This is a genomic window from Cronobacter malonaticus LMG 23826 (genome assembly GCF_001277215.2).
In the GTDB taxonomy this organism is placed as follows: domain Bacteria; phylum Pseudomonadota; class Gammaproteobacteria; order Enterobacterales; family Enterobacteriaceae; genus Cronobacter; species Cronobacter malonaticus.
This window is the reverse complement of record NZ_CP013940.1, coordinates 1593510-1612704: the sequence shown is the minus strand read 5'-3', so window position 1 is coordinate 1612704 and position 19195 is coordinate 1593510. Positions and strand designations below refer to the sequence as shown.

At 58.2% G+C, this 19195-nt stretch carries 17 protein-coding genes; 6 read left to right on the top strand and 11 right to left on the bottom strand.

What is annotated here, in order from left to right; genetic code table 11:
- Positions 1–67: 67 nt before the first annotated feature.
- On the top strand, positions 68–730 hold the full coding sequence (exoX, locus tag AFK66_RS07595) for an exodeoxyribonuclease X (protein WP_007775901.1): 663 nt from the start codon (positions 68–70) through the stop codon (positions 728–730).
- On the opposite strand, the gene ptrB is transcribed toward exoX, so the two are convergent.
- The 4 genes from ptrB to AFK66_RS07575 form a co-directional block, all read right to left on the bottom strand.
- Positions 727–2790: an oligopeptidase B gene (gene ptrB, locus AFK66_RS07590; RefSeq protein WP_007775903.1), complete on the bottom strand. Its 2064-nt coding sequence runs from the start codon at positions 2788–2790 to the stop codon at positions 727–729. The two genes, exoX and ptrB, sit on opposite strands and share 4 nt — an antisense overlap.
- A gap of 89 nt (positions 2791–2879) precedes the next feature.
- A complete protein-coding gene (locus AFK66_RS07585) occupies positions 2880–3560 on the bottom strand; it encodes a tellurite resistance TerB family protein (protein WP_007775904.1) in 681 nt (226 codons plus the stop codon).
- 114 nt (positions 3561–3674) lie between these two features.
- Complete coding sequence (gene yebF, locus AFK66_RS07580; protein WP_007775906.1) at positions 3675–4022, bottom strand: protein YebF; 348 nt, start codon at positions 4020–4022, stop codon at positions 3675–3677.
- Between the two features lie 281 nt (positions 4023–4303).
- Positions 4304–4654 (bottom strand): YebG family protein, encoded by a 351-nt coding sequence (locus AFK66_RS07575; RefSeq protein WP_007775911.1) that lies wholly within the window; start codon positions 4652–4654, stop codon positions 4304–4306.
- A gap of 132 nt (positions 4655–4786) precedes the next feature.
- Between AFK66_RS07575 and purT the strand changes: the two genes are divergently transcribed.
- On the top strand, positions 4787–5965 hold the full coding sequence (gene purT / locus AFK66_RS07570) for a formate-dependent phosphoribosylglycinamide formyltransferase (RefSeq protein WP_032983277.1): 1179 nt from the start codon (positions 4787–4789) through the stop codon (positions 5963–5965).
- A gap of 52 nt (positions 5966–6017) precedes the next feature.
- Here purT and AFK66_RS07565 read toward each other — a convergent pair whose 3' ends face one another.
- The 3 genes from AFK66_RS07565 to zwf form a co-directional block, all read right to left on the bottom strand.
- Complete coding sequence (locus AFK66_RS07565; protein WP_007775914.1) at positions 6018–6656, bottom strand: bifunctional 4-hydroxy-2-oxoglutarate aldolase/2-dehydro-3-deoxy-phosphogluconate aldolase; 639 nt, start codon at positions 6654–6656, stop codon at positions 6018–6020.
- 58 nt (positions 6657–6714) lie between these two features.
- Complete coding sequence (gene edd / locus AFK66_RS07560) at positions 6715–8526, bottom strand: phosphogluconate dehydratase (protein WP_023898524.1); 1812 nt, start codon at positions 8524–8526, stop codon at positions 6715–6717.
- Positions 8527–8760: 234 nt separating this feature from the next.
- Positions 8761–10236 (bottom strand): glucose-6-phosphate dehydrogenase, encoded by a 1476-nt coding sequence (gene zwf, locus AFK66_RS07555; protein ID WP_007698918.1) that lies wholly within the window; start codon positions 10234–10236, stop codon positions 8761–8763.
- Between the two features lie 353 nt (positions 10237–10589).
- Between zwf and AFK66_RS07550 the strand changes: the two genes are divergently transcribed.
- A complete protein-coding gene (locus AFK66_RS07550) occupies positions 10590–11456 on the top strand; it encodes a MurR/RpiR family transcriptional regulator (RefSeq protein WP_007698921.1) in 867 nt (288 codons plus the stop codon).
- Between the two features lie 129 nt (positions 11457–11585).
- Positions 11586–13028 (top strand): pyruvate kinase, encoded by a 1443-nt coding sequence (pyk, locus tag AFK66_RS07545; protein WP_007868646.1) that lies wholly within the window; start codon positions 11586–11588, stop codon positions 13026–13028.
- Positions 13029–13094: 66 nt separating this feature from the next.
- Here the strand turns inward: pyk and lpxM are convergent, their stop codons facing one another.
- From lpxM to znuA, 3 genes are all read right to left on the bottom strand, one after another.
- Positions 13095–14063 (bottom strand): lauroyl-Kdo(2)-lipid IV(A) myristoyltransferase, encoded by a 969-nt coding sequence (gene lpxM, locus AFK66_RS07540; protein ID WP_023898522.1) that lies wholly within the window; start codon positions 14061–14063, stop codon positions 13095–13097.
- A gap of 125 nt (positions 14064–14188) precedes the next feature.
- The gene (gene mepM / locus AFK66_RS07535) at positions 14189–15520 is read right to left on the bottom strand and encodes a murein DD-endopeptidase MepM (protein ID WP_071603022.1); all 1332 of its coding nucleotides are present in this window, start codon (positions 15518–15520) and stop codon (positions 14189–14191) included.
- Positions 15521–15535: 15 nt separating this feature from the next.
- On the bottom strand, positions 15536–16480 hold the full coding sequence (gene znuA, locus AFK66_RS07530) for a zinc ABC transporter substrate-binding protein ZnuA (RefSeq protein ID WP_023898521.1): 945 nt from the start codon (positions 16478–16480) through the stop codon (positions 15536–15538).
- Between the two features lie 78 nt (positions 16481–16558).
- On the opposite strand from znuA, the gene znuC reads away from it, so the two are divergent.
- A complete protein-coding gene (znuC, locus tag AFK66_RS07525; protein WP_007775926.1) occupies positions 16559–17314 on the top strand; it encodes a zinc ABC transporter ATP-binding protein ZnuC in 756 nt (251 codons plus the stop codon).
- The gene (gene znuB, locus AFK66_RS07520; RefSeq protein ID WP_007775928.1) at positions 17311–18096 is read left to right on the top strand and encodes a zinc ABC transporter permease subunit ZnuB; all 786 of its coding nucleotides are present in this window, start codon (positions 17311–17313) and stop codon (positions 18094–18096) included. The genes znuC and znuB overlap by 4 nt, the downstream gene beginning before the upstream one ends.
- Positions 18097–18180: 84 nt before the next feature.
- Here znuB and ruvB read toward each other — a convergent pair whose 3' ends face one another.
- Positions 18181–19191, bottom strand: a complete 1011-nt coding sequence (ruvB, locus tag AFK66_RS07515) for a Holliday junction branch migration DNA helicase RuvB (protein WP_007775934.1) — start codon at positions 19189–19191, stop codon at positions 18181–18183.
- Between the last annotated feature and the right edge of the window lie 4 nt (positions 19192–19195).

Here is a 19195-nt window from a genome sequence, read left to right as displayed (position 1 = left end):
TTCTGCCTCGCCTGCCGGTCATCACTAATGACGGCGGGCGTCTGTTTTCCCTTCCGGCGGAGCGCATATGCTACGGATTATTGATACCGAAACCTGCGGCCTGCAGGGCGGCGTTGTCGAAGTGGCGTCGGTGGACATCATCGACGGCGCGATAGTCAACCCGATGAGCGATCTGGTGCGCCCGGACCGCCCTATCAGCCATCAGGCGATGGCGATACATAAAATTACCGAGGCGATGGTCGCGGATAAGCCGTATATCGAAGAGGTGATCCCGCGCTACCACGGCAGCCAGTGGTATGTGGCGCATAACGCCAGCTTTGACCGTAAAGTCCTTCCTGAAATGCCGGGCGAGTGGATCTGCACCGTTAAGCTGGCGCGCCGCCTGTGGCCGGGCATTCGCTACAGCAATATGGGGCTGTATAAATCCCTGAAGCTACAGGTTGAGACGCCTGAGGGGCTGCATCATCACCGCGCGTTGTTCGATTGCTACATTACGGCGGCGCTGCTGCTGGAGATAATGAAAGTCTCCGGCTGGACGCCGGAAGAGATGGTTAATATCACCGGCCGTCCGCAGCTTATCGCCACGCTGCCGTTTGGCAAATACCGCGGCGAGCCGGTGGCCGATATCGCCGGGCGCGATCCGGGATATCTGCGCTGGATGCTGAATAACGTCAAACAGCTCAACCCGGATTTACGTCTGACGTTAAAGCACTACCTCGATAACGATTAATCCGCGAGCTGGTCCGGCGGCAGCGTGCCCTGGGCCAGCCCAATCAAAAACGCGTACTCCATCGCCACGCCCTCATACGATTTAAAGCGCCCCGATTTTCCGCCGTGACCGGAATCCATATCGGTACAAAGCAGCAGCAGATTGTCATCGGTTTTCAGCTCGCGCAGCTTCGCCACCCATTTCGCCGGCTCCCAGTACTGCACCTGCGAATCGTGCAGACCGGTGGTCACCAGCAGGTGCGGATAGCGCTGCGCGCTCACGCAGTCATAAGGGCTGTAGCTTTTCATGTAGAAATAGTATTCCTGGTCAGCCGGGTTGCCCCACTCCTCAAATTCACCGGTGGTGAGCGGAATGGATTCGTCGAGCATCGTAGTGACGACATCGACAAACGGCACCTGCGCAATCACGCCGCGGAAGAGTTTCGGACGCTCGTTAATCGCCGTGCCCATCAGCATACCGCCCGCGCTGCCGCCCATGCCGAACAGGTATGTCGGATCGCCATAGCCCTGCGCCAGCAGCGCGTCGCACACGTCGAGATAATCGTTGAAGGTATTTTTCTTCTTCAGGAATTTGCCTTCTTCATACCACTGCTGGCCGAGCTCGCCGCCGCCGCGCACATGGGCGATGGCGTAGACGAAGCCGCGATCCAGCAGGCTCAACCGGCTGGCGCTGAAATCGGCGTCGATACAGGTGCCGTAAGAGCCGTAGCCGTACACCAGCAACGGGTTTTTGCCTTCGCGGAAATGGTCTTTGTGATAAACGAGCGACACCGGCACTTCAACGCCGTCGCGCGCGGTGATCCAGAGGTGTTCGCTCCGGTAGTTGGCCGCGTCAAACCCCGCCACTTCCGTTTGCTTAAGCACACGACGCTCGCCGGTTTCCATGTTCAGTTCGAAAAGCGTGTCCGGCATCGTCATTGACGAGTAGCCGTAACGCAGCTTGCAGGTTTCCGGCTCCGGGTTATAAGCAACCCAGGTGACATACGCCGGATCGTCAAAAGCGATGCCTATTGATTCATGCGTTTTGCGGTTGATTTGCCGCAGGCTGGTGAGGCCGCGCTGGCGCTCTTCCACCACCAGCCAGTCGGCAAAGAGCGTAAAACCCTCCAGCATCACATGCTCGCGCGCCGGGATTATCTCTTCCCAGCGCGCTTCATCGCGCACGCGGCTGCGGTACAGCCCGAAGTTTTTCCCGGCGCGGTTGGAGCGGATGTAAAACATATGCTGGAAGTGATCGACGCTGTATTCATGATCTTTACGGCGCGGCAGGAAGCTTAGCGGCGGCGCGTCCGGGAGATCGGCGTTCACCAGCAGCACTTCCGTGGTGGTGGCGCTGCCGAGGAAAATCAGAATGAAATTCTGCGAGGTGGTTTTGTAGAGGCTGACGTAAAACGTCTCGTCTTTTTCTTCATAGACCAGCTCATCCTGATCGGCGGCGGTGTCGAGCGTGTGCCGCCAGATCTGGTACGGCAGCAGCGTCACCGGGTGTTTACGCACGTAATAGAGCGTGCGGGAATCGTTGGCCCAGACGAAACTCGCCGAGACATTTTCCAGTACTTCCGGGTACCACTGCCCGGTTTCCAGATTGCGAAAGCGCAGCCCGTACTGGCGGCGTGACAGAAAATCTTCCGCCACCGCCATCACGGTGTTATCCGGCGCGATATCCATCCCGCCGAGCGTGTAGAATTCGCTACGGGCGGCGCGTTTATTGCCATCCAGCAGGACTTCCCACTCTTCCCACTCGCTCAGGACAACCGACTGGCGCTGATAAATCGCGTATTCGCAGCCGGTCTCGTAAATTTGCCGGTAACGATAGCCGTTCTTCACGTAGGGTGCCGAGACGTCGCGCGGCGGAATACGGCTGACCATTTCAGAGAGCAGCCGCTCTTCCAGCGCGCTTTGCGTGGACATCACGCGCCGCCCGTAGTCGTTCTCCTGGCGTAAGTAATCCAGTACGTCCGACTGCGATCGCGTGTCGTCCCGCAGCCAGTAATAGTTGTCGATGCGGGTGTCGCCATGCTGTGTGATGGCGTAGGGGATCTGTTTCGCTTTCGGTGGCATGTCGCTGTTCTTTTTGTTTAACACCCTGTAAGGGTGGCAAAACCCGCGCGCGTTGCAAGCGAAACATGCGTGTTTATGACATTATCTGCTTATCCCGGCAGCGCTTTTTTCTCCTGCTGGATGTCGCGCTCAATCTCGTCACGCACCTCCTGCGGGATTTTCAGGGCGTCGCCAAGCGCCTGCAGATAGCTGCGCTCCATAAAGTGATCGATATCAATCGCGGCACAGCTCAGGAAGTAAAGCTCCAGCGCTTCCTCTTCGTTTTTCACGTCGGCGGCAAGACGCATCGGGTCGAGCGGCTGAGTGATCGCCTGCTCCACCAGTATCCGCCCCTGCTCTTCAATGCCCGCTTCGCGCAGCTGGCGCTCAATGGCCGCGCGCTCGCTGTCATCAATATGCCCGTCGCTTTTGGCGGCGAAGACCAGCGCCAGCACGAGACGCTCGGCGCGGCGATCAAGCGGCGTCTGCTGCTGGCCGTACTGCGGCTCGTCCTGGTGCGCCGCGCGGATTTTATCTTTGTACTTGTTCCACAGTACCGTACCCGCCACGGCCCCGCCGCCCACCAGCAATGCGCCGCCGCCATATTTCGCCAGCAGCTTGCGCGACGATTTGCTGGCCACCAGTAAGCCAGCGAGACCGCCGAGCGCGCCTGGCGTAATCAGGCTGCTTAACCCTTTGGAGCGCAACGCGTCCTGAATGCCGGACTTACCGGACGACGCACCGCCGCTTTGTCCCAGCATCGACTGAAGCTGTGTTAACCAGTTGCTCATTATTGTCCTCTGCGCTGATGAGTGATAACCCAAGCGTAAGCGAGCGGACGTCAAGATGTGTCGGGGAACCGCAAGGAAGGGAAAAGACGCGGCCCCAAACAGGGCCGCAGAGGATCAGCGCTGGTAATGCGCTTCGCCTGCCGCACAGTCAACCATCACTTTATAGTGAATGTCCGTGTTTTTACCGCGCACGGTCAGCGGCACTGTCCATTTATCGTCTTTGCCGACGATCTCTTTGCTGTTGATCCAGGCAACCGGATCGGCCTGCCCTAACGTTTTCTGGTCGTCGGCCCACTTCACAATGCGGTTTTGCAGATAGTCGCGCTTCACGCTCGCGGCGATCCCCTCCGCCGTCATCCCTTCGCATTTTGGGAAATGCACCTTACGCGGATCGTCAGCGTGCGCGGCGCTTGCCGCGGTGAGTAACAGAAAAGAAATCAGGGCTCCTGCTGTTTTTTTCATCGTACTTCTCCGAAGACGGGTGATGAAAAAAGCCTGGTACAAAAACAGCGAAGCGCAAGCGAACCATACAAAAGGAAGGGATTAGGCGAAGGAGGGTCAGAGGCGGGGTGAAAAGCGTTAAGTCATGGGCAGCAGTCAGCGATAACAGCCCGCTGTACGCACGCAACGCCCGGTTCTGCGTTTAGTGAATACAGAGCATCCCATCAGGCGCACAAGCGCGCCGTAACTGAAAACCGCGCCGCTGGAGAGGTAAACCCGCCAGCGGCACAGGGAGAAGGCTATCAGGCGGCTTTGGTGCGTTTACGCGCGCTGTGCAGCGCGACAGCGCCCTCTTCGCTTTCAGCTGATTCTTCAGTGGAAGACTCTGCCGCACTCCCGGTGTGCTCGCTGGTTTCCTGCGGCAGACGACCGGTACGCACGATAGTGCTGAGGTTGTCTTTCTGCTCCGCCATCCACAGCGCCAGCTGCTCGACCTGACCTTCCGCGAAACCGACAGGCGCCTGGCCCAGCCAGCCTTCCAGGGCTTCGGCTAAATCCAGCATTTTGTCCCAGGCGTCGGCTTCCTTCTTACTGGCAAATGACATTTTTTCCACACCCTCACGGATTACGACGTATTTGATTTCTACCGCCATGTTGCAACTCCCGTTACTGTATTTATATACAGTATAAACCTGTAAGAACCGAAATGCAACCCGCGCGCAATGCGCAAGGCAAACGTTTTCGTATATACTGCCGCCAGAATTTCACACAGCAGGAATACCGCTATGGCTATGTTAGGAACCGCACTACGCCCGTCAGCAACCCGCGTGATGCTGCTTGGCTCAGGAGAACTCGGAAAAGAAGTGGCGATCGAATGCCAGCGCCTGGGCATTGAGGTGATCGCCGTCGATCGCTACGCCGATGCGCCCGCCATGCAGGTGGCGCACCGCAGCCACGTTATCACTATGCTCGACGGCGCGGCGCTGAAAAAACTGGTGGCGCAGGAGATGCCGGATTTCATCGTACCGGAGATTGAAGCCATCGCGACCGACGCGCTGGTAGAGCTTGAACAACAGGGTCAGCGCGTGGTGCCCACCGCCCGCGCCGCGCGTCTTACCATGAACCGTGAAGGCATTCGCCGCCTCGCCGCTGAAGAGCTTGGACTGCCGACCTCCGCCTATCGCTTCGCCGAAAACGAGGCGGAATTTCGCGAGGCGGTGGCGGAAATCGGCTTGCCATGCATCGTCAAACCGGTCATGAGTTCCTCCGGCAAGGGCCAGAGCTTTATTCGCAGCGAAGAGATGCTGGACGATGCCTGGCAGTACGCGCAGCAGGGCGGACGCGCCGGCGCGGGCAAAGTCATCGTTGAAGGCGTGGTGCAGTTCGATTTTGAGATTACCTTACTGACCATCAGCGCCGTGGACGGCGTGCATTTCTGCGCGCCCATCGGTCATCGCCAGGAAGATGGCGATTACCGCGAATCCTGGCAGCCGCAGCAGATGAGTGATGTGGCGCTCGCCCGCGCGCAGGAGATTGCGCAGAAGGTCGTAGAGGCGCTCGGCGGTTACGGTCTGTTCGGCGTAGAGCTGTTTGTCTGCGGCGACGAGGTGATATTCAGTGAAGTGTCGCCGCGCCCGCACGATACCGGGATGGTGACGCTTATCTCTCAGGATCTCTCAGAGTTCGCGCTGCACGTACGCGCGTTTCTCGGCCTGCCGGTCGGCGGTATTCGTCAGTACGGGCCGGCCGCCTCGGCGGTGATCCTGCCATCGCTGAAAAGCGATGACGTAAAATTTGGCGAACTTTCCGGGGCGCTGGGCGCTGGGCTGCAACTGCGGCTGTTCGGCAAGCCGGAAATCGACGGTTCGCGCCGCCTCGGCGTGGCGCTCGCCACCGGCGAAACGGTCGATGACGCCATCGCGCGCGCGAAAGCGTCCGCCGCGGCCGTAAACGTTAAGGGCTAAAAAAACGCGCCGCCCGTGAAGGCGGCGCGCTACGTTTTATCTCGCGCGAAAGTTACTGCGCGCCTTCCACCGCTTCGCGGGCAAGTTCGGTAATGCGATCCCAGTCGCCCGCTTCCATCGCATCTGCCGGCACCAGCCAGGAGCCGCCGATGCACAGCACGCTTTTCAGCGCCAGGTAGTCACGGTAGTTGGCAGGAGAGATGCCGCCGGTCGGGCAGAAACGCACCTGAGAGAACGGGCCTGCGATAGCCTGCAACGCTTTGGTGCCGCCGTTGGCTTCCGCCGGGAAGAATTTGAACTCTTTCAGGCCGTAATCCATACCCAGCATCAGTTCAGAAACGGTGCTGATGCCCGGGATCAGCGGGATAGTGCCTTCGGTCGCGGCCTTGAGCAGCGGCTCGGTGAGGCCCGGGCTGATGGCGAACTGCGCGCCAGCCTCGGTGACGTCTTTAAGCTGCTGCGCGTTCAGCACGGTGCCCGCACCGATGATGGCGTCCGGCACTTCTTTGGCGATAGCGCGGATAGCGTCCAGCGCGCACGGGGTGCGCAGGGTCACTTCCAGCACGCGCACGCCGCCTGCCAGCAGCGCTTTCGCCATCGGAACCGCGTGCTCCAGCTTGTTAATCACAATCACCGGCACAACCGGACCGCTTTTCAGGATCTGTTCGGCACTCGTTTTCCAGTTTTTCATCTGTGGATCTCTCCCGCCATTTTTAAAAAGGTGTGGTACGCGCCTGCGCACCTGACAGTTAAAATTCGATGCAGGTCGCGCCCTGCTCCGCCCCGGACAGTTTTTCACGCAGCGCGCCGAACAGCTCGCGCCCCGTTCCCACGCGCTGCGCGCTGAGATCCGGGTGGTACGGCTCGCGCCGCGCCAGCTCGGCGTCATCCACCAGCAGCGTCAGTTCGCCGGTCTGGCCGTTAACGCGGATGATATCGCCGTCGCGCACTTTCGCGAGCAGCCCGCCGTCGTATGCTTCGGGCGTCACGTGGATGGCCGAAGGCACTTTCCCCGACGCGCCGGAAAGGCGACCGTCCGTGACCAATGCAATTTTGAAACAGCGGTCCAATAATACACCAAGCGGCGGCATAAGTTTATGTAATTCTGGCATACCGTTCGCTTTTGGCCCCTGATGGCGCACGACTATCACACAGTCGCGATCCAGCAGACCGGCTTCAAAGGCAGGCAGCACATCGTGCTGGCTTTCGAAGACCACGGCGGGCGCTTCCACCACCTGGTTTTCCACCGGCACCGCAGAAGTTTTCATCACCGCGCGGCCCAGATTGCCGCTCAGCACTTTGGTGCCGCCATGCTTTGAGAACGGTTTATCGATAGTGGCGATGATAGCGTCATCCAGCGAAGCCTGCGCCCCGTCGCGCCAGGCGAGTTCGCCGTTATCAAGCCACGGCTCCTGGGTGTAGCGCGTAAGGCCAAAGCCCGCCACGGTGTTGACATCTTCATGCAGCAGACCACCTTTCAGTAGCTCCCGCATCAGCACCGGTACGCCGCCTGCGGCCTGGAAATGGTTGATATCCGCCGGACCGTTCGGATAGAGACGCGCCAGCAGCGGCACGACGTCTGAGATCTCGGAGAAGTCGTCCCAGTTAATGATGATGCCCGCCGCGCGCGCCATCGCCACCAGATGCATGGTGTGGTTAGTGGAACCGCCGGTGGCAAGCAGCGCCACGATGCCGTTGACCACCACTTTTTCATCCACCAGTTTGCCAAGCGGCATCCAGTCGTTACCGTTGCCGGTGAGGCGCGTCACCTGGCGCGCGGCCGCGGCGGTCAGCGCGTGGCGCAGCGGCGCGTCCGGGTGAACAAAGGAGGAGCCTGGCAGCTGCATCCCCATAAATTCAATGACCATCTGATTGGTGTTAGCGGTGCCGTAGAACGTGCAGGTGCCGGGCTCATGATAGGATGCGGCTTCGGATTCCAGCAGCGCCGCGCGATCCACTTTGCCTTCGGCGTAAAGCTGGCGAATGCGCACTTTCTCTTTGTTCGGCAGGCCGCTCGACATCGGCCCCGACGGGATAAACACGGCGGGCAGATGCCCGAAAGAGAGCGCCGCCATCACCAGCCCCGGCACGATTTTATCGCACACGCCCAGATAGAGCGCGCCGTCGAACATGTTGTGCGACAGCCCCACCGCCGCCGACATGGCGATCACTTCGCGGCTCAGCAGCGACAGCTCCATACCGTCCTGCCCCTGCGTCACGCCGTCGCACATGGCGGGCACGCCGCCTGCGACCTGCGCCACCGCGCCGACGCTGTGCAGCGCCTCGCGGATCTGCTGTGGGTAGGTTTCGTAAGGCTGATGCGCGGAGAGCATGTCGTTATAGGAGGTAATGATGCCGATATTGTTACGCAGCATGCTTTTCAGCGCCGCTTTGTCATCCGGCTGGCAGGCGGCGAAGCCGTGCGCCAGGTTACCGCAGGCGAGGCTGGCGCGATGAACGGTCTGGCTTTTCGCCTCTTCGATGCGCGCAAGGTAAGCTTCGCGCGTGGCGCGGGAGCGTTCGGTAATACGTTTTGTTACCCGTAACAATTCAGGATGCATAAAAAGTCCTCTCTGTTATTTCTGCCTGAGGCCGCCTTTTCAGGCGTTGCGCAATGCCGCGGGGTTATCACGTATACGCGCCAGCCGCGCCTCACAAGAGCAAAATCGCTTCAGCCAGTGTAATAAAAAAAGCCCCGCTGGTGAATCCAGACGGGGCTTTAAAAAAGAATTTTTTACACAACACCTGTTTGGGATCATGTTACCGGTAAAGTAACACTCCTCCGTACCGAGTGATTACTCGAACTCGTTCCAGGAACGACCGTCACGGGTAATCATCGCGACCGAGGCGACAGGCCCCCAGGTGCCCGCCTGATACGGTTTCGGCGCGTCGTTGTCCGCCGCCCAGGCTTCGGTAATGGAGTCGACCCACTTCCAGGCTTCTTCCACTTCATCGCGACGCACGAACAGCGCCTGAATACCGCGCATGGTTTCGAGCAGCAGGCGCTCGTAGGCGTCCGCGAGATGGCTTTCGTTAAAGGTTTCGGAGTAGCTCAGATCCAGCTTGGTGGTTTGCAGGTTGTGCTTGTGATCCAGCCCCGGCACTTTGTTCAGCACCTGGATATCCACGCCTTCGTCCGGCTGCAGACGGATAGTGAGCTTGTTCTGCGGCAGATCCTGCCAGGAGTCTTTAAACAGGTTCAGCTCCGGCGTTTTGAAATAGACCACCACTTCAGAGCATTTGGTTGGCAGACGTTTACCGGTACGCAGATAGAACGGCACGCCGGCCCAGCGCCAGTTGTCGATATCCACGCGGATAGCCACAAACGTTTCCGTATGGCTGGTTTTGTTGGCGCCCTCTTCTTCCAGATAACCCGGCACTTTTTTGCCCTGCGCGAAACCGGCGGTGTACTGGCCGCGCACAGTTTTCTCACGCACGTTGGAGCGGTCGATACGGCGCAGCGAGCGCAGCACTTTCACTTTTTCATCGCGAATGCTGTCGGCAGTCAGATCAGACGGCGGCGACATCGCAATCATGCAGAGGATTTGCAGCAGGTGGTTCTGGATCATGTCGCGCATCTGGCCCGCCTGATCGAAGTATCCCCAGCGGCCTTCGATGCCCACTTCTTCGGCCACGGTGATTTCTACGTGATCGATTGTGCGGTTGTCCCAGTTGTTAACGAACAGCGAGTTTGCGAAGCGCAGCGCCAGCAGATTCAGCACCGTCTCTTTACCGAGGTAGTGGTCGATACGGTAGACCTGGCACTCTTCGAAGAATTTACCGACCTGGTCGTTAATCTCACGAGAGGTTTCAAGCGAGGTGCCGAGCGGTTTTTCCATCACCACACGCGCGGGTTTGGCGTTAAGCTTCGCCGCCCCCAGGCCTTCGCAAATTGCGCCAAAAGTGCTTGGCGGCATGGCGAAATAGTTGATGGTGACGCGGTTTTTCTGATCCAGCATTTTGCCAAGACGAGTAAACGCGGCGGTGTCGTTGACATCCAGATTACAGAAATCGAGACGGCCGCTTAAGGTGTCCCACAGGGCTTCGTCGATTTTCTCTTTCATGAAGGTTTCAAGCGCTTCACGGACGACTTTGGTATAGGCTTCTTTATCCCAGTCCGCGCGGCCTACCCCCAGAATGCGGGTATCCGGATGGATTTGGCCCGCTTTTTCCAGCTGATAAAGGGAAGGCAACAGTTTTCGGCGCGCCAGATCGCCTTTGGCGCCGAAAATCACTAAGTCGCACGCCTGCGCTGTTTGCGTTACCGCCATGTCTTTCTCCTCGTTTCGGAATCCCTGTCGGGACAGGTCATCATTGTAATTTTCTTACACTGCACTCTACTGCTTTTAGGTCTTTCAGGATACTCCTAAGCGACCGGCGTTGATGACTAAAACGCCACACGCAGCGGCGATCGCTCTGAAAGTGGCCCGCCGCGCCCGGCTGGCGCTTTTTACGCCACCCTCGTCATAACAAAATCAGACCGCGATCATGTTATGAAAAAAAACAACAACATTGTCTTTTTCAGCCAGCCCGCACCTGTACTATCAGGAGTATATTCTCGATAAAACTCATCGTCGTTTCCCAATCGTGTGAAATGACGCTCTCTGCGGGTCTCATGTTAGCAATGAACATGCTGGAAAAGATCCAGTCGCAACTGGAACATCTGAGTAAATCTGAACGCAAAGTCGCCGAAGTGATCCTGGAATCGCCTTCGCAGGCCATTCATTCGAGCATCGCGACCCTTGCAAGCGAGGCGGGCGTCAGCGAGCCGACAGTCAACCGCTTCTGCCGGAGCCTTGAGACGAAAGGCTTTCCCGATTTTAAACTGCATCTGGCTCAGAGCCTTGCCAACGGCACGCCGTATGTGAATCGCAATGTCGATGAAGATGACAGCGTTGAAGCCTATACCACGAAAATTTTTGAATCCGCGATGGCGAGCCTCGATCACGTGCGCCAGTCGCTTGATATGGCGACGGTGAACCGGGCGGTCGATATGCTCACCCAGGCGAAGAAAATCGCTTTTTTTGGCCTGGGATCGTCGGCGGCCGTGGCGCATGACGCCATGAATAAATTTTTCCGTTTTAACGTCCCTGTCGTCTATTCAGAAGATATTGTGGTGCAGCGCATGAGCTGCATGAACGGCGGAGCCGATGACGTGGTAGTGCTGATTTCGCACACCGGGCGCACCAAAAGCCTGGTGGAACTGGCGCGTCTCGCCCGCGACAACGACGCGCTGGTGCTGGCTATCACCTCGCGTGGGTCACCGCTCGCCCGCGAAGCGAGCCTCGCCCTGCTGCTGGACGTGCCGGAAGATACCGACATCTATATGCCGATGGTCTCGCGGCTTGCCCAGCTTACCGTCATTGATGTGCTGGCGACGGGCTTTACGCTGCGGCGCGGGGCAAAATTCCGGGATAACTTGAAGCGAGTCAAAGAAGCGCTTAAGGAATCGCGTTTTGATAAGAGCTTACTGGTTTCTGACGACCAGTAAGCATTTTTATAACAAAGTTGTAACTTACAAAGCCATTCGGTTATGGTTTGTGTCTCTATTCGAAACAGGCCATCGTGCCGAATTTATGTTCACGCAACACCAAAGTTGTTTCAGTCAACGGAGTAATACATGTCCAGACGGCTTCGCAGAACCAAAATCGTTACCACGTTAGGCCCGGCTACCGACCGCGATAATAACCTGGAAAAAATTATCGCCGCCGGCGCGAACGTAGTACGTATGAACTTCTCGCACGGGACGCCGGAAGATCATCAGCTTCGCGCTGATAAAGTCCGCGAGATAGCGGCCAAACTGGGACGTCACGTCGCTATCCTTGGCGACCTTCAGGGGCCGAAAATTCGCGTCTCTACTTTTAAAGAAGGCAAAGTTTTCCTCAACATTGGCGATAAATTCCTGCTCGACGCTAACCTCGGCAAAGGCGAAGGCGATAAAGAAAAAGTTGGTATTGACTATAAAGGCCTGCCGGCGGACGTGGTGCCGGGCGATATCCTGCTGCTGGACGACGGCCGCGTACAGTTGAAAGTCCTTGAAGTTCAGGGCATGAAAGTCTTCACCGAAGTCACCGTCGGCGGCCCGCTGTCGAATAACAAAGGTATCAACAAGCTGGGTGGCGGGCTTTCCGCTGAAGCGCTGACCGAAAAAGATAAAGCGGACATCATCACCGCGGCGAAAATCGGCGTGGATTATCTGGCCGTCTCCTTCCCGCGCTGCGGCGAAGATCTTAACTACGCTCGCCGTCTTGCGCGCGACGCCGGTTGTGACGCGAAAATTTGCGCCAAAGTCGAGCGCGCTGAAGCGGTATGCAGCAACGAAGCGATGGACGACATCATTCTGGCGTCTGACGTCGTGATGGTCGCGCGTGGCGATCTGGGCGTTGAAATTGGCGACCCGGAGCTGGTCGGCATCCAGAAAACCCTCATTCGTCGTGCCCGTAAGCTGAATCGTGCCGTCATTACTGCGACCCAGATGATGGAGTCGATGATCACTAACCCGATGCCGACCCGTGCGGAAGTCATGGACGTGGCGAACGCCGTGCTGGACGGTACCGACGCCGTGATGCTGTCGGCGGAAACTGCCGCGGGCCAATACCCGGCAGAAACCGTTTCCGCGATGGCGCGCGTCTGCCTCGGTGCGGAGAAAATCCCGAGCATTAACGTCTCTAAACACCGTCTGGACGTTGAATTTGATAACGTCGAAGAGGCAATTGCGATGTCGGCCATGTACGCCGCCAACCACCTAAAAGGCGTGAGCGCGATTATCACCATGACCGAATCGGGGCGCACGGCGCTGATGACCTCGCGTATAAGCTCCGGCCTGCCGATTTTCGCGATGTCCCGCCATGAGCGCACCCTGAACCTCACCGCGCTTTATCGTGGCGTGACGCCGGTTTATTTCGACAGCGCCAACGACGGCGTGGCGGCGGCGCAGGATGCCGTTAACCTGCTGCGTGATAAAGGCTATCTGGTGACCGGCGATCTTGTTATCGTCACCCAGGGCGATATGATGGGCACCACAGGCAGCACCAACACCACGCGCGTGCTGACCGTCGACTAAACGCCGTAAAAAAGGGGCCCGTGCCCCTTTTCTCTCTATTTAAGCCGCTCGCCCTGAGCGGCTTTTTTATTTCGGGTAGAGATCCTTGCGGCGGTAAGGCTCGGTCTCGCCATCTTTACGCGTTTTCAGAAGCTTGAGGATCCAGGCGTACTGCTCCGGATGCGGGCCGACGAAATGTTCCACCTCTTCGTTCATGCGACGCGCCAGCGTCACATCATCGGCGTCCATCAAATCATCCATTGGCGGGCGCACCAGCACGTCCAGACGATGCGTATCGCCGTTATAGACCGGGAAAAGCGGGATCACGCGCGCGCGGCAAACTTTCATCAGGCGCCCCACCGCAGGCAGCGTCGCTTTATAGGTCGCGAAGAAATCGACAAATTCGCTCTGCTCCGGGCCGTGATCTTCATCCGGCAGGTAGTAGCCCCAGTATCCGTCGCGTACCGATTTGATAAACGGCTTGATACCATCCTGGCGGGCATGCAGGCGACCGCCAAAGCTAAGGCGCACTTTGTTCCAGACATAATCCAGCAGGCGGTTGCCCTGATGATGGAACATCGCCGCAACGTGTACGCCGCGCGAAGCCAGCAGCATCGCCGGGATATCAACGCCCCAACCGTGCGGTACGAGCAGGATCACGCTCTCTTTGCTTTCCAGCATCTCGTTGAGAATGGCTTCGCCGTGCCAGTCCACGCGGCTGAGCACCTTTTCCGGGCCACGTAGCGCCAGTTCGGCCATAAAGACCATCGACTGAGGCGCCGTGGCGAACATATTGTCGATAATCGCTTCGCGCTGCGCCTCGGTAAGCTCCGGGAAGCAGTAGAACAGGTTGATACGCGCGCGACGGCGGGCGCTTTTACCAAACTTCCCTGCCAGCCGCCCGATTTTACCCAGCAGCGGATCGCGAAAAGATGGCGGCGTCAGGGCCAGCGCCGCACAGGCACCAATCCCAAGCCAGGAGCCCCAGTAACGCGGATGCAGGAACGCGCGCTCGAATTCAGGAATGTATTCACTTTTTGTTTTTTTTGTGTCCATGACGGTTCTCAGGCCAGAGCCAGGTGATCAAAAGAGAAAATAATGAAGGAGTTTAGCGGCGCAATGACCGCCAGACAAAATAAAAAGCCGGCGCGCGAAGGCACCGGCTGTTAATTGCCGCGCTTTTAATCAAGCGTCAGTTGCGGCACCACTTCTTTGACCTGCGCCAGGTAGTCGCTGCGATCCGAGCCGGTAAGACCTTCGGAGCGCGGCAGCTTGGCGGTTAACGGGTTCACAGCCTGCTGGTTGATCCAGATTTCATAGTGCAGGTGCGGGCCGGTGGAACGCCCGGTGTTGCCGGAAAGCGCAATGCGATCGCCGCGTTTCACTTTCTGGCCCGGTTTCACCAGCAGCTTTTTCAGGTGCATATAGCGGGTGGTATAGGTGCGACCGTGACGGATAGCGACATAATACCCCGCCGCCCCGCTACGTTTCGCCATAACGACTTCGCCATCGCCCACCGCCAGTACCGGCGTGCCCTGCGGCATCGCGAAATCGACGCCTTTATGCGGCGCCACGCGCCCCGTTACCGGGTTCAGACGACGCGGGTTGAAGTTAGAGGAGACACGGAACTGACGCGACGTCGGGAAGCGCAGGAAGCCTTTGGCAAGCCCGGAGCCGTTGCGGTCGTAGAATTTGCCGTCTTCCGCGCGGATCGCATAGTAATCTTTACCGGAAGAGCGCAGACGAACGCCGAGCAACTGGCTCTGCTCGCGCTTGCCGTCGAGCATTTCGCGCGACATCAATACAGAGAACTCATCGCCTTTTTTCAGCTTACGGAAGTCCATCTGCCACTGCATCGCTTTGATGACCGCGCTGATTTCCGCGCTGGTAAGCCCTGCCTCTTTCGCGCTGGAAACAAAGCTGCCGCCAACGGTGCCTTTAATGACGTTATTGACCCAGTCGCCCTGCTGTACTTCGCTGCTCATTTTAAAGCCGCCGGCAGGCGTGCGGTCATAGGTGCGGGTTTCGCGGCGCGACATCTCCCAGGTCAGGCGCTGTAACTCGCCGCTGTCGGTAAGCGTCCAGGAGATCTGCTGGCCGATTTTCAGATTACGCAGGTCTTTATCGACCGACGCGAGCTGGCTGATATCCCCCATGTCGATACCGTACTGGTTAAGCACGCTGCTTAAGGTGTCGCCTGTGGAGACCACATATTCATGCACGCCAGCTTCGCCGGCAGTTTTATCGTCAAGCTCATCCTGCGGGATAGCTTCATCATCTTCTGGTGCGGCCTGATCGATAGGCTCACTCGCCTCGGGCAGCAGAGAGCGGATTTCGCTCTTACGCAGCTCGATGGTTTTAACGACGGGCGCTGATTCCGATTCGGGGTGGTAAATGTACGGCCGCCAGACGGCGACCGCGAGTGTGAGAACTGTAAGAGACCCCAGCATAACGCGATGGGGTCGTGGCAGGTTGTTAAATGCCAGGGCGACAGAGCGGGCTATCTGTTGCACGTATCCACTTCCTCGTTAATCTCCTTTCAGGCAGCTGGCATATTGGTTAGATAACTGAGTCAGAAACTGCATGTAGCTGTCCTTACCCAGGCTGACAGACGTTCCCAGCGGGTCGAGCGTTCCCATTCGAACTTTCGTGCCCCTGGCAACGGCTTCAATCACCGCCGGCCTGAACTGTGGCTCAGCAAAAACGCACTCGGCTTTTTGCTCAACCAACTCTGTTCTTATTTCATGTAAACGCTGCGCACCAGGCTGGATTTCGGGATTGACGGTAAAATGGCCGAGCGATGTCAGGCCGTAATGTTTTTCGTAATAGCCGTAAGCGTCATGAAAAACGAAATATCCTTTCCCTTTCAGCGGTGCCAGCTCGTTCGCCACCTGTTTGTCTGTCCGGGCCAGTTCGGCCTCGAAGCGCTGGAGGTTGGCGTCCAGTTTGGCTTTGCTTTGCGGCATAAGTTCCACTAATTTTTCGTGGATTGCAACCGCCGACGCCCGGGCGATTTCCGGCGACAGCCAGATGTGCATGTTATAATCGCCATGATGGTGATGTTCGTCACTTTCTGCGCCCTGATGCGCATGTTCGTCATGCTCATCATCGTCATCATCAGCGCCTTTCATCAGCAGCGGTTTCACGGAAGCAAGCTCGCTGAGCGCCAGATTTTTTTGCGCCGGCAACGCCTTCACGGATTTATCCATAAAGGCTTCCATATCGGGCCCGATCCAGACCACTAAATCCGCTTTCTGTAAGCGTTTTACATCGGAAGGACGCAGCGCATAATCATGCTCTGACGCGCCGTCTGGCAGCAGGACTTCGGTAGGCGTGACGCCATCTGCGATAGCAGAAGCGATAAAGCCCACCGGCTTAAGCGAAGCGACTACCGCGGCCTGAGCGCTGCTGGCAGCGCCACCTAGGATTGCTGCACTGAGCGCAGCGCAAAGAAGCGTATTTTTATGTAACATAATGCGACTTATCATCGTTATGAATGTTGGAAGTGTGATATTATAACATTCGAAAACTTCTGCAATCACTAAATTGCCATGACTAATCTTGTATCGCTTCAGAATGTTAGCGTCTCCTTCGGGCAACGCCGCGTTTTATCTGACATTTCTTTAACCCTGACGGGCGGGCGCATCCTGACGCTGTTGGGTCCAAACGGGGCCGGAAAATCGACGCTGGTCCGGGTGGTTCTTGGCCTGGTAGCACCCGATGAAGGCGTTATCAAGCGTGAGCGTCAGCTGCGCATCGGTTATGTGCCACAAAAGTTGCACCTCGACGCCACCCTGCCGCTGACGGTAAGTCGCTTTTTGCGCCTGCGCCCCGGTACACGTAAAGCGGATATTCTGCCTGCGCTCAGGCGCGTCCAGGCCGGGCACCTTATCGACGCGCCGATGCAAAAGCTCTCCGGCGGCGAAACCCAGCGTGTGCTGCTGGCGCGCGCGCTGCTCAATGAACCGCAACTGCTGGTGCTTGATGAACCCACCCAGGGCGTTGACGTCAACGGCCAGGTGGCGCTCTATGATTTAATTAACCAGTTGCGTAATGAACTCAATTGCGGCGTGCTGATGGTGTCGCACGATCTGCATCTGGTGATGGCCAAGACCGACGAAGTGCTGTGTCTGAATCATCACATCTGCTGCTCCGGCACGCCGGAAGTGGTCTCTATGCACCCCGAATTTATCTCGATGTTTGGCCCGCGCGGCGCAGAACAGCTTGGGATTTACCGTCATCACCATAACCACCGTCACGATTTGCAGGGACGGATTATTCTGCGCAAGGGAAATGGCTCGTTATGATTGAACTTCTGCTTCCCGGCTGGATGGCCGGAATGCTGCTGGCATGCGCGGCAGGCCCGCTGGGCTCGTTCGTGGTCTGGCGCCGGATGTCTTACTTTGGCGATACGCTGGCGCACGCCTCGTTGCTTGGCGTGGCGTTCGGGCTTCTGCTGGATGTAAACCCGTTTTACGCGGTCATTGTGGTCACGCTGCTGCTGGCGGGCGGCCTGGTATGGCTTGAGAAACGCCCGCATCTGGCGATAGACACGCTGCTTGGCATTATGGCGCACAGCGCGCTGTCGCTGGGCCTGGTGGTGGTGAGCCTGATGGGTAATATCCGCGTCGATTTAATGGCGTATCTGTTCGGCGATCTGCTGGCGGTGACGCCTGCCGATCTGGTCTCCGTCGGGCTGGGTGTCGCCGTCGTGCTCGGCGTGCTGTGCTGGCAGTGGCGCAATTTGCTCTCGATGACCATCAGCCCCGATCTCGCGTTTGTGGACGGCGTGCCGTTACAGCGCGTCAAAATCCTGCTGATGATGGTAACGGCGCTGACAATTGGCGTGGCGATGAAGTTTGTCGGCGCGCTGATTATTACGTCGCTGCTGATTATCCCGGCGGCAACCGCCCGCCGTTTTGCCCGCACGCCTGAGCAGATGGCGGGCATTGCCGTCGTGCTTGGCATGGTGGCGGTCACGGGCGGCCTGACGTTCTCCGCGTTTTACGATACCCCTGCCGGGCCGTCGGTGGTGCTGTGCGCGGCGCTTCTGTTTATTTTCAGCATGACGAAGCGGCCGCCAGCCTGATCTGGTCTACCCGGAGAAACGGTTAACAAAAAAGCGCCCTGAGGGCGCTTTTTTTATGCATGTCGTTCACTCACATCAGCGATGTCACGGCATTTGCGGCGGCGTAATACCGAAATGGTTCCAGGCGCGGGTCGTCGCCATTCTTCCGCGCGGCGTGCGCTGCAAAAAGCCCTGCTGGATGAGGAACGGCTCCAGCACATCTTCGATAGTTTCGCGCTCTTCGCCGATGGCTGCCGCCAGGTTGTCGAGCCCCACCGGGCCGCCAAAGAATTTGTCGATCACCGCCAGCAGCAGCTTGCGGTCCATATAGTCAAAACCTTCCGCATCGACGTTAAGCATATCCAGCGCCTGAGACGCCACGTGCTGATTGATAACGCCGTCGTGGCGCACCTCGGCGAAATCCCGCACGCGACGCAGCAGGCGGTTGGCGATACGCGGCGTGCCGCGCGAACGCTTCGCCACCTCAAAGGACGCTTCGTCATTCATCTCAAGCCCCATATGGCGCGCGCTGCGGCTCACAATATGCTGCAAATCGGCGACCTGATAGAACTCCAGGCGCTGCACGATGCCGAAGCGGTCGCGCAGTGGCGAAGTAAGCGAGCCGGCGCGTGTCGTGGCCCCAATCAGCGTAAACGGCGGCAAATCGATTTTGATCGAGCGCGCCGCCGGGCCTTCACCAATCATGATATCGAGCTGGTAATCTTCCATCGCCGGGTAGAGCACCTCTTCCACTACGGGCGAGAGACGATGAATTTCATCGATAAACAGGACGTCGTGCGGCTCAAGATTGGTGAGCATCGCCGCCAGATCGCCCGCCTTTTCCAGCACCGGTCCGGAGGTAGTGCGCAGATTCACGCCCATTTCGTTAGCGACGATATTGGCGAGCGTGGTTTTCCCAAGCCCTGGCGGGCCAAAAATGAGCAGATGATCGAGCGCATCGCCGCGCAGCTTCGCCGCCTGGATAAAAATCTCCATCTGGGAACGCACCTGCGGCTGGCCGATGTACTCTTCGAGTAATTTGGGGCGAATGGCGCGATCGGCCACCTCTTCCGCCACGATGCTGCCCGGCGCCACCAGGCGGTCTGCTTCAATCATCCTC

Bases quoted from the DNA above. Each gene is read 5' to 3' on its own strand.
- exoX (WP_007775901.1), top strand. From the start codon at position 68: ATGCTACGGATTATTGATACCGAAACCTGCGGCCTGCAGGGCGGCGTT.
- ptrB (WP_007775903.1), bottom strand. From the start codon at position 2,790: ATGCCACCGAAAGCGAAACAGATCCCCTACGCCATCACACAGCATGGC.
- AFK66_RS07585 (WP_007775904.1), bottom strand. From the start codon at position 3,560: ATGAGCAACTGGTTAACACAGCTTCAGTCGATGCTGGGACAAAGCGGC.
- yebF (WP_007775906.1), bottom strand. From the start codon at position 4,022: ATGAAAAAAACAGCAGGAGCCCTGATTTCTTTTCTGTTACTCACCGCG.
- AFK66_RS07575 (WP_007775911.1), bottom strand. From the start codon at position 4,654: ATGGCGGTAGAAATCAAATACGTCGTAATCCGTGAGGGTGTGGAAAAA.
- purT (WP_032983277.1), top strand. From the start codon at position 4,787: ATGGCTATGTTAGGAACCGCACTACGCCCGTCAGCAACCCGCGTGATG.
- AFK66_RS07565 (WP_007775914.1), bottom strand. From the start codon at position 6,656: ATGAAAAACTGGAAAACGAGTGCCGAACAGATCCTGAAAAGCGGTCCG.
- edd (WP_023898524.1), bottom strand. From the start codon at position 8,526: ATGCATCCTGAATTGTTACGGGTAACAAAACGTATTACCGAACGCTCC.
- zwf (WP_007698918.1), bottom strand. From the start codon at position 10,236: ATGGCGGTAACGCAAACAGCGCAGGCGTGCGACTTAGTGATTTTCGGC.
- AFK66_RS07550 (WP_007698921.1), top strand. From the start codon at position 10,590: ATGAACATGCTGGAAAAGATCCAGTCGCAACTGGAACATCTGAGTAAA.
- pyk (WP_007868646.1), top strand. From the start codon at position 11,586: ATGTCCAGACGGCTTCGCAGAACCAAAATCGTTACCACGTTAGGCCCG.
- lpxM (WP_023898522.1), bottom strand. From the start codon at position 14,063: ATGGACACAAAAAAAACAAAAAGTGAATACATTCCTGAATTCGAGCGC.
- znuA (WP_023898521.1), bottom strand. From the start codon at position 16,480: ATGTTACATAAAAATACGCTTCTTTGCGCTGCGCTCAGTGCAGCAATC.
- znuC (WP_007775926.1), top strand. From the start codon at position 16,559: ATGACTAATCTTGTATCGCTTCAGAATGTTAGCGTCTCCTTCGGGCAA.
- znuB (WP_007775928.1), top strand. From the start codon at position 17,311: ATGATTGAACTTCTGCTTCCCGGCTGGATGGCCGGAATGCTGCTGGCA.
- ruvB (WP_007775934.1), bottom strand. From the start codon at position 19,191: ATGATTGAAGCAGACCGCCTGGTGGCGCCGGGCAGCATCGTGGCGGAA.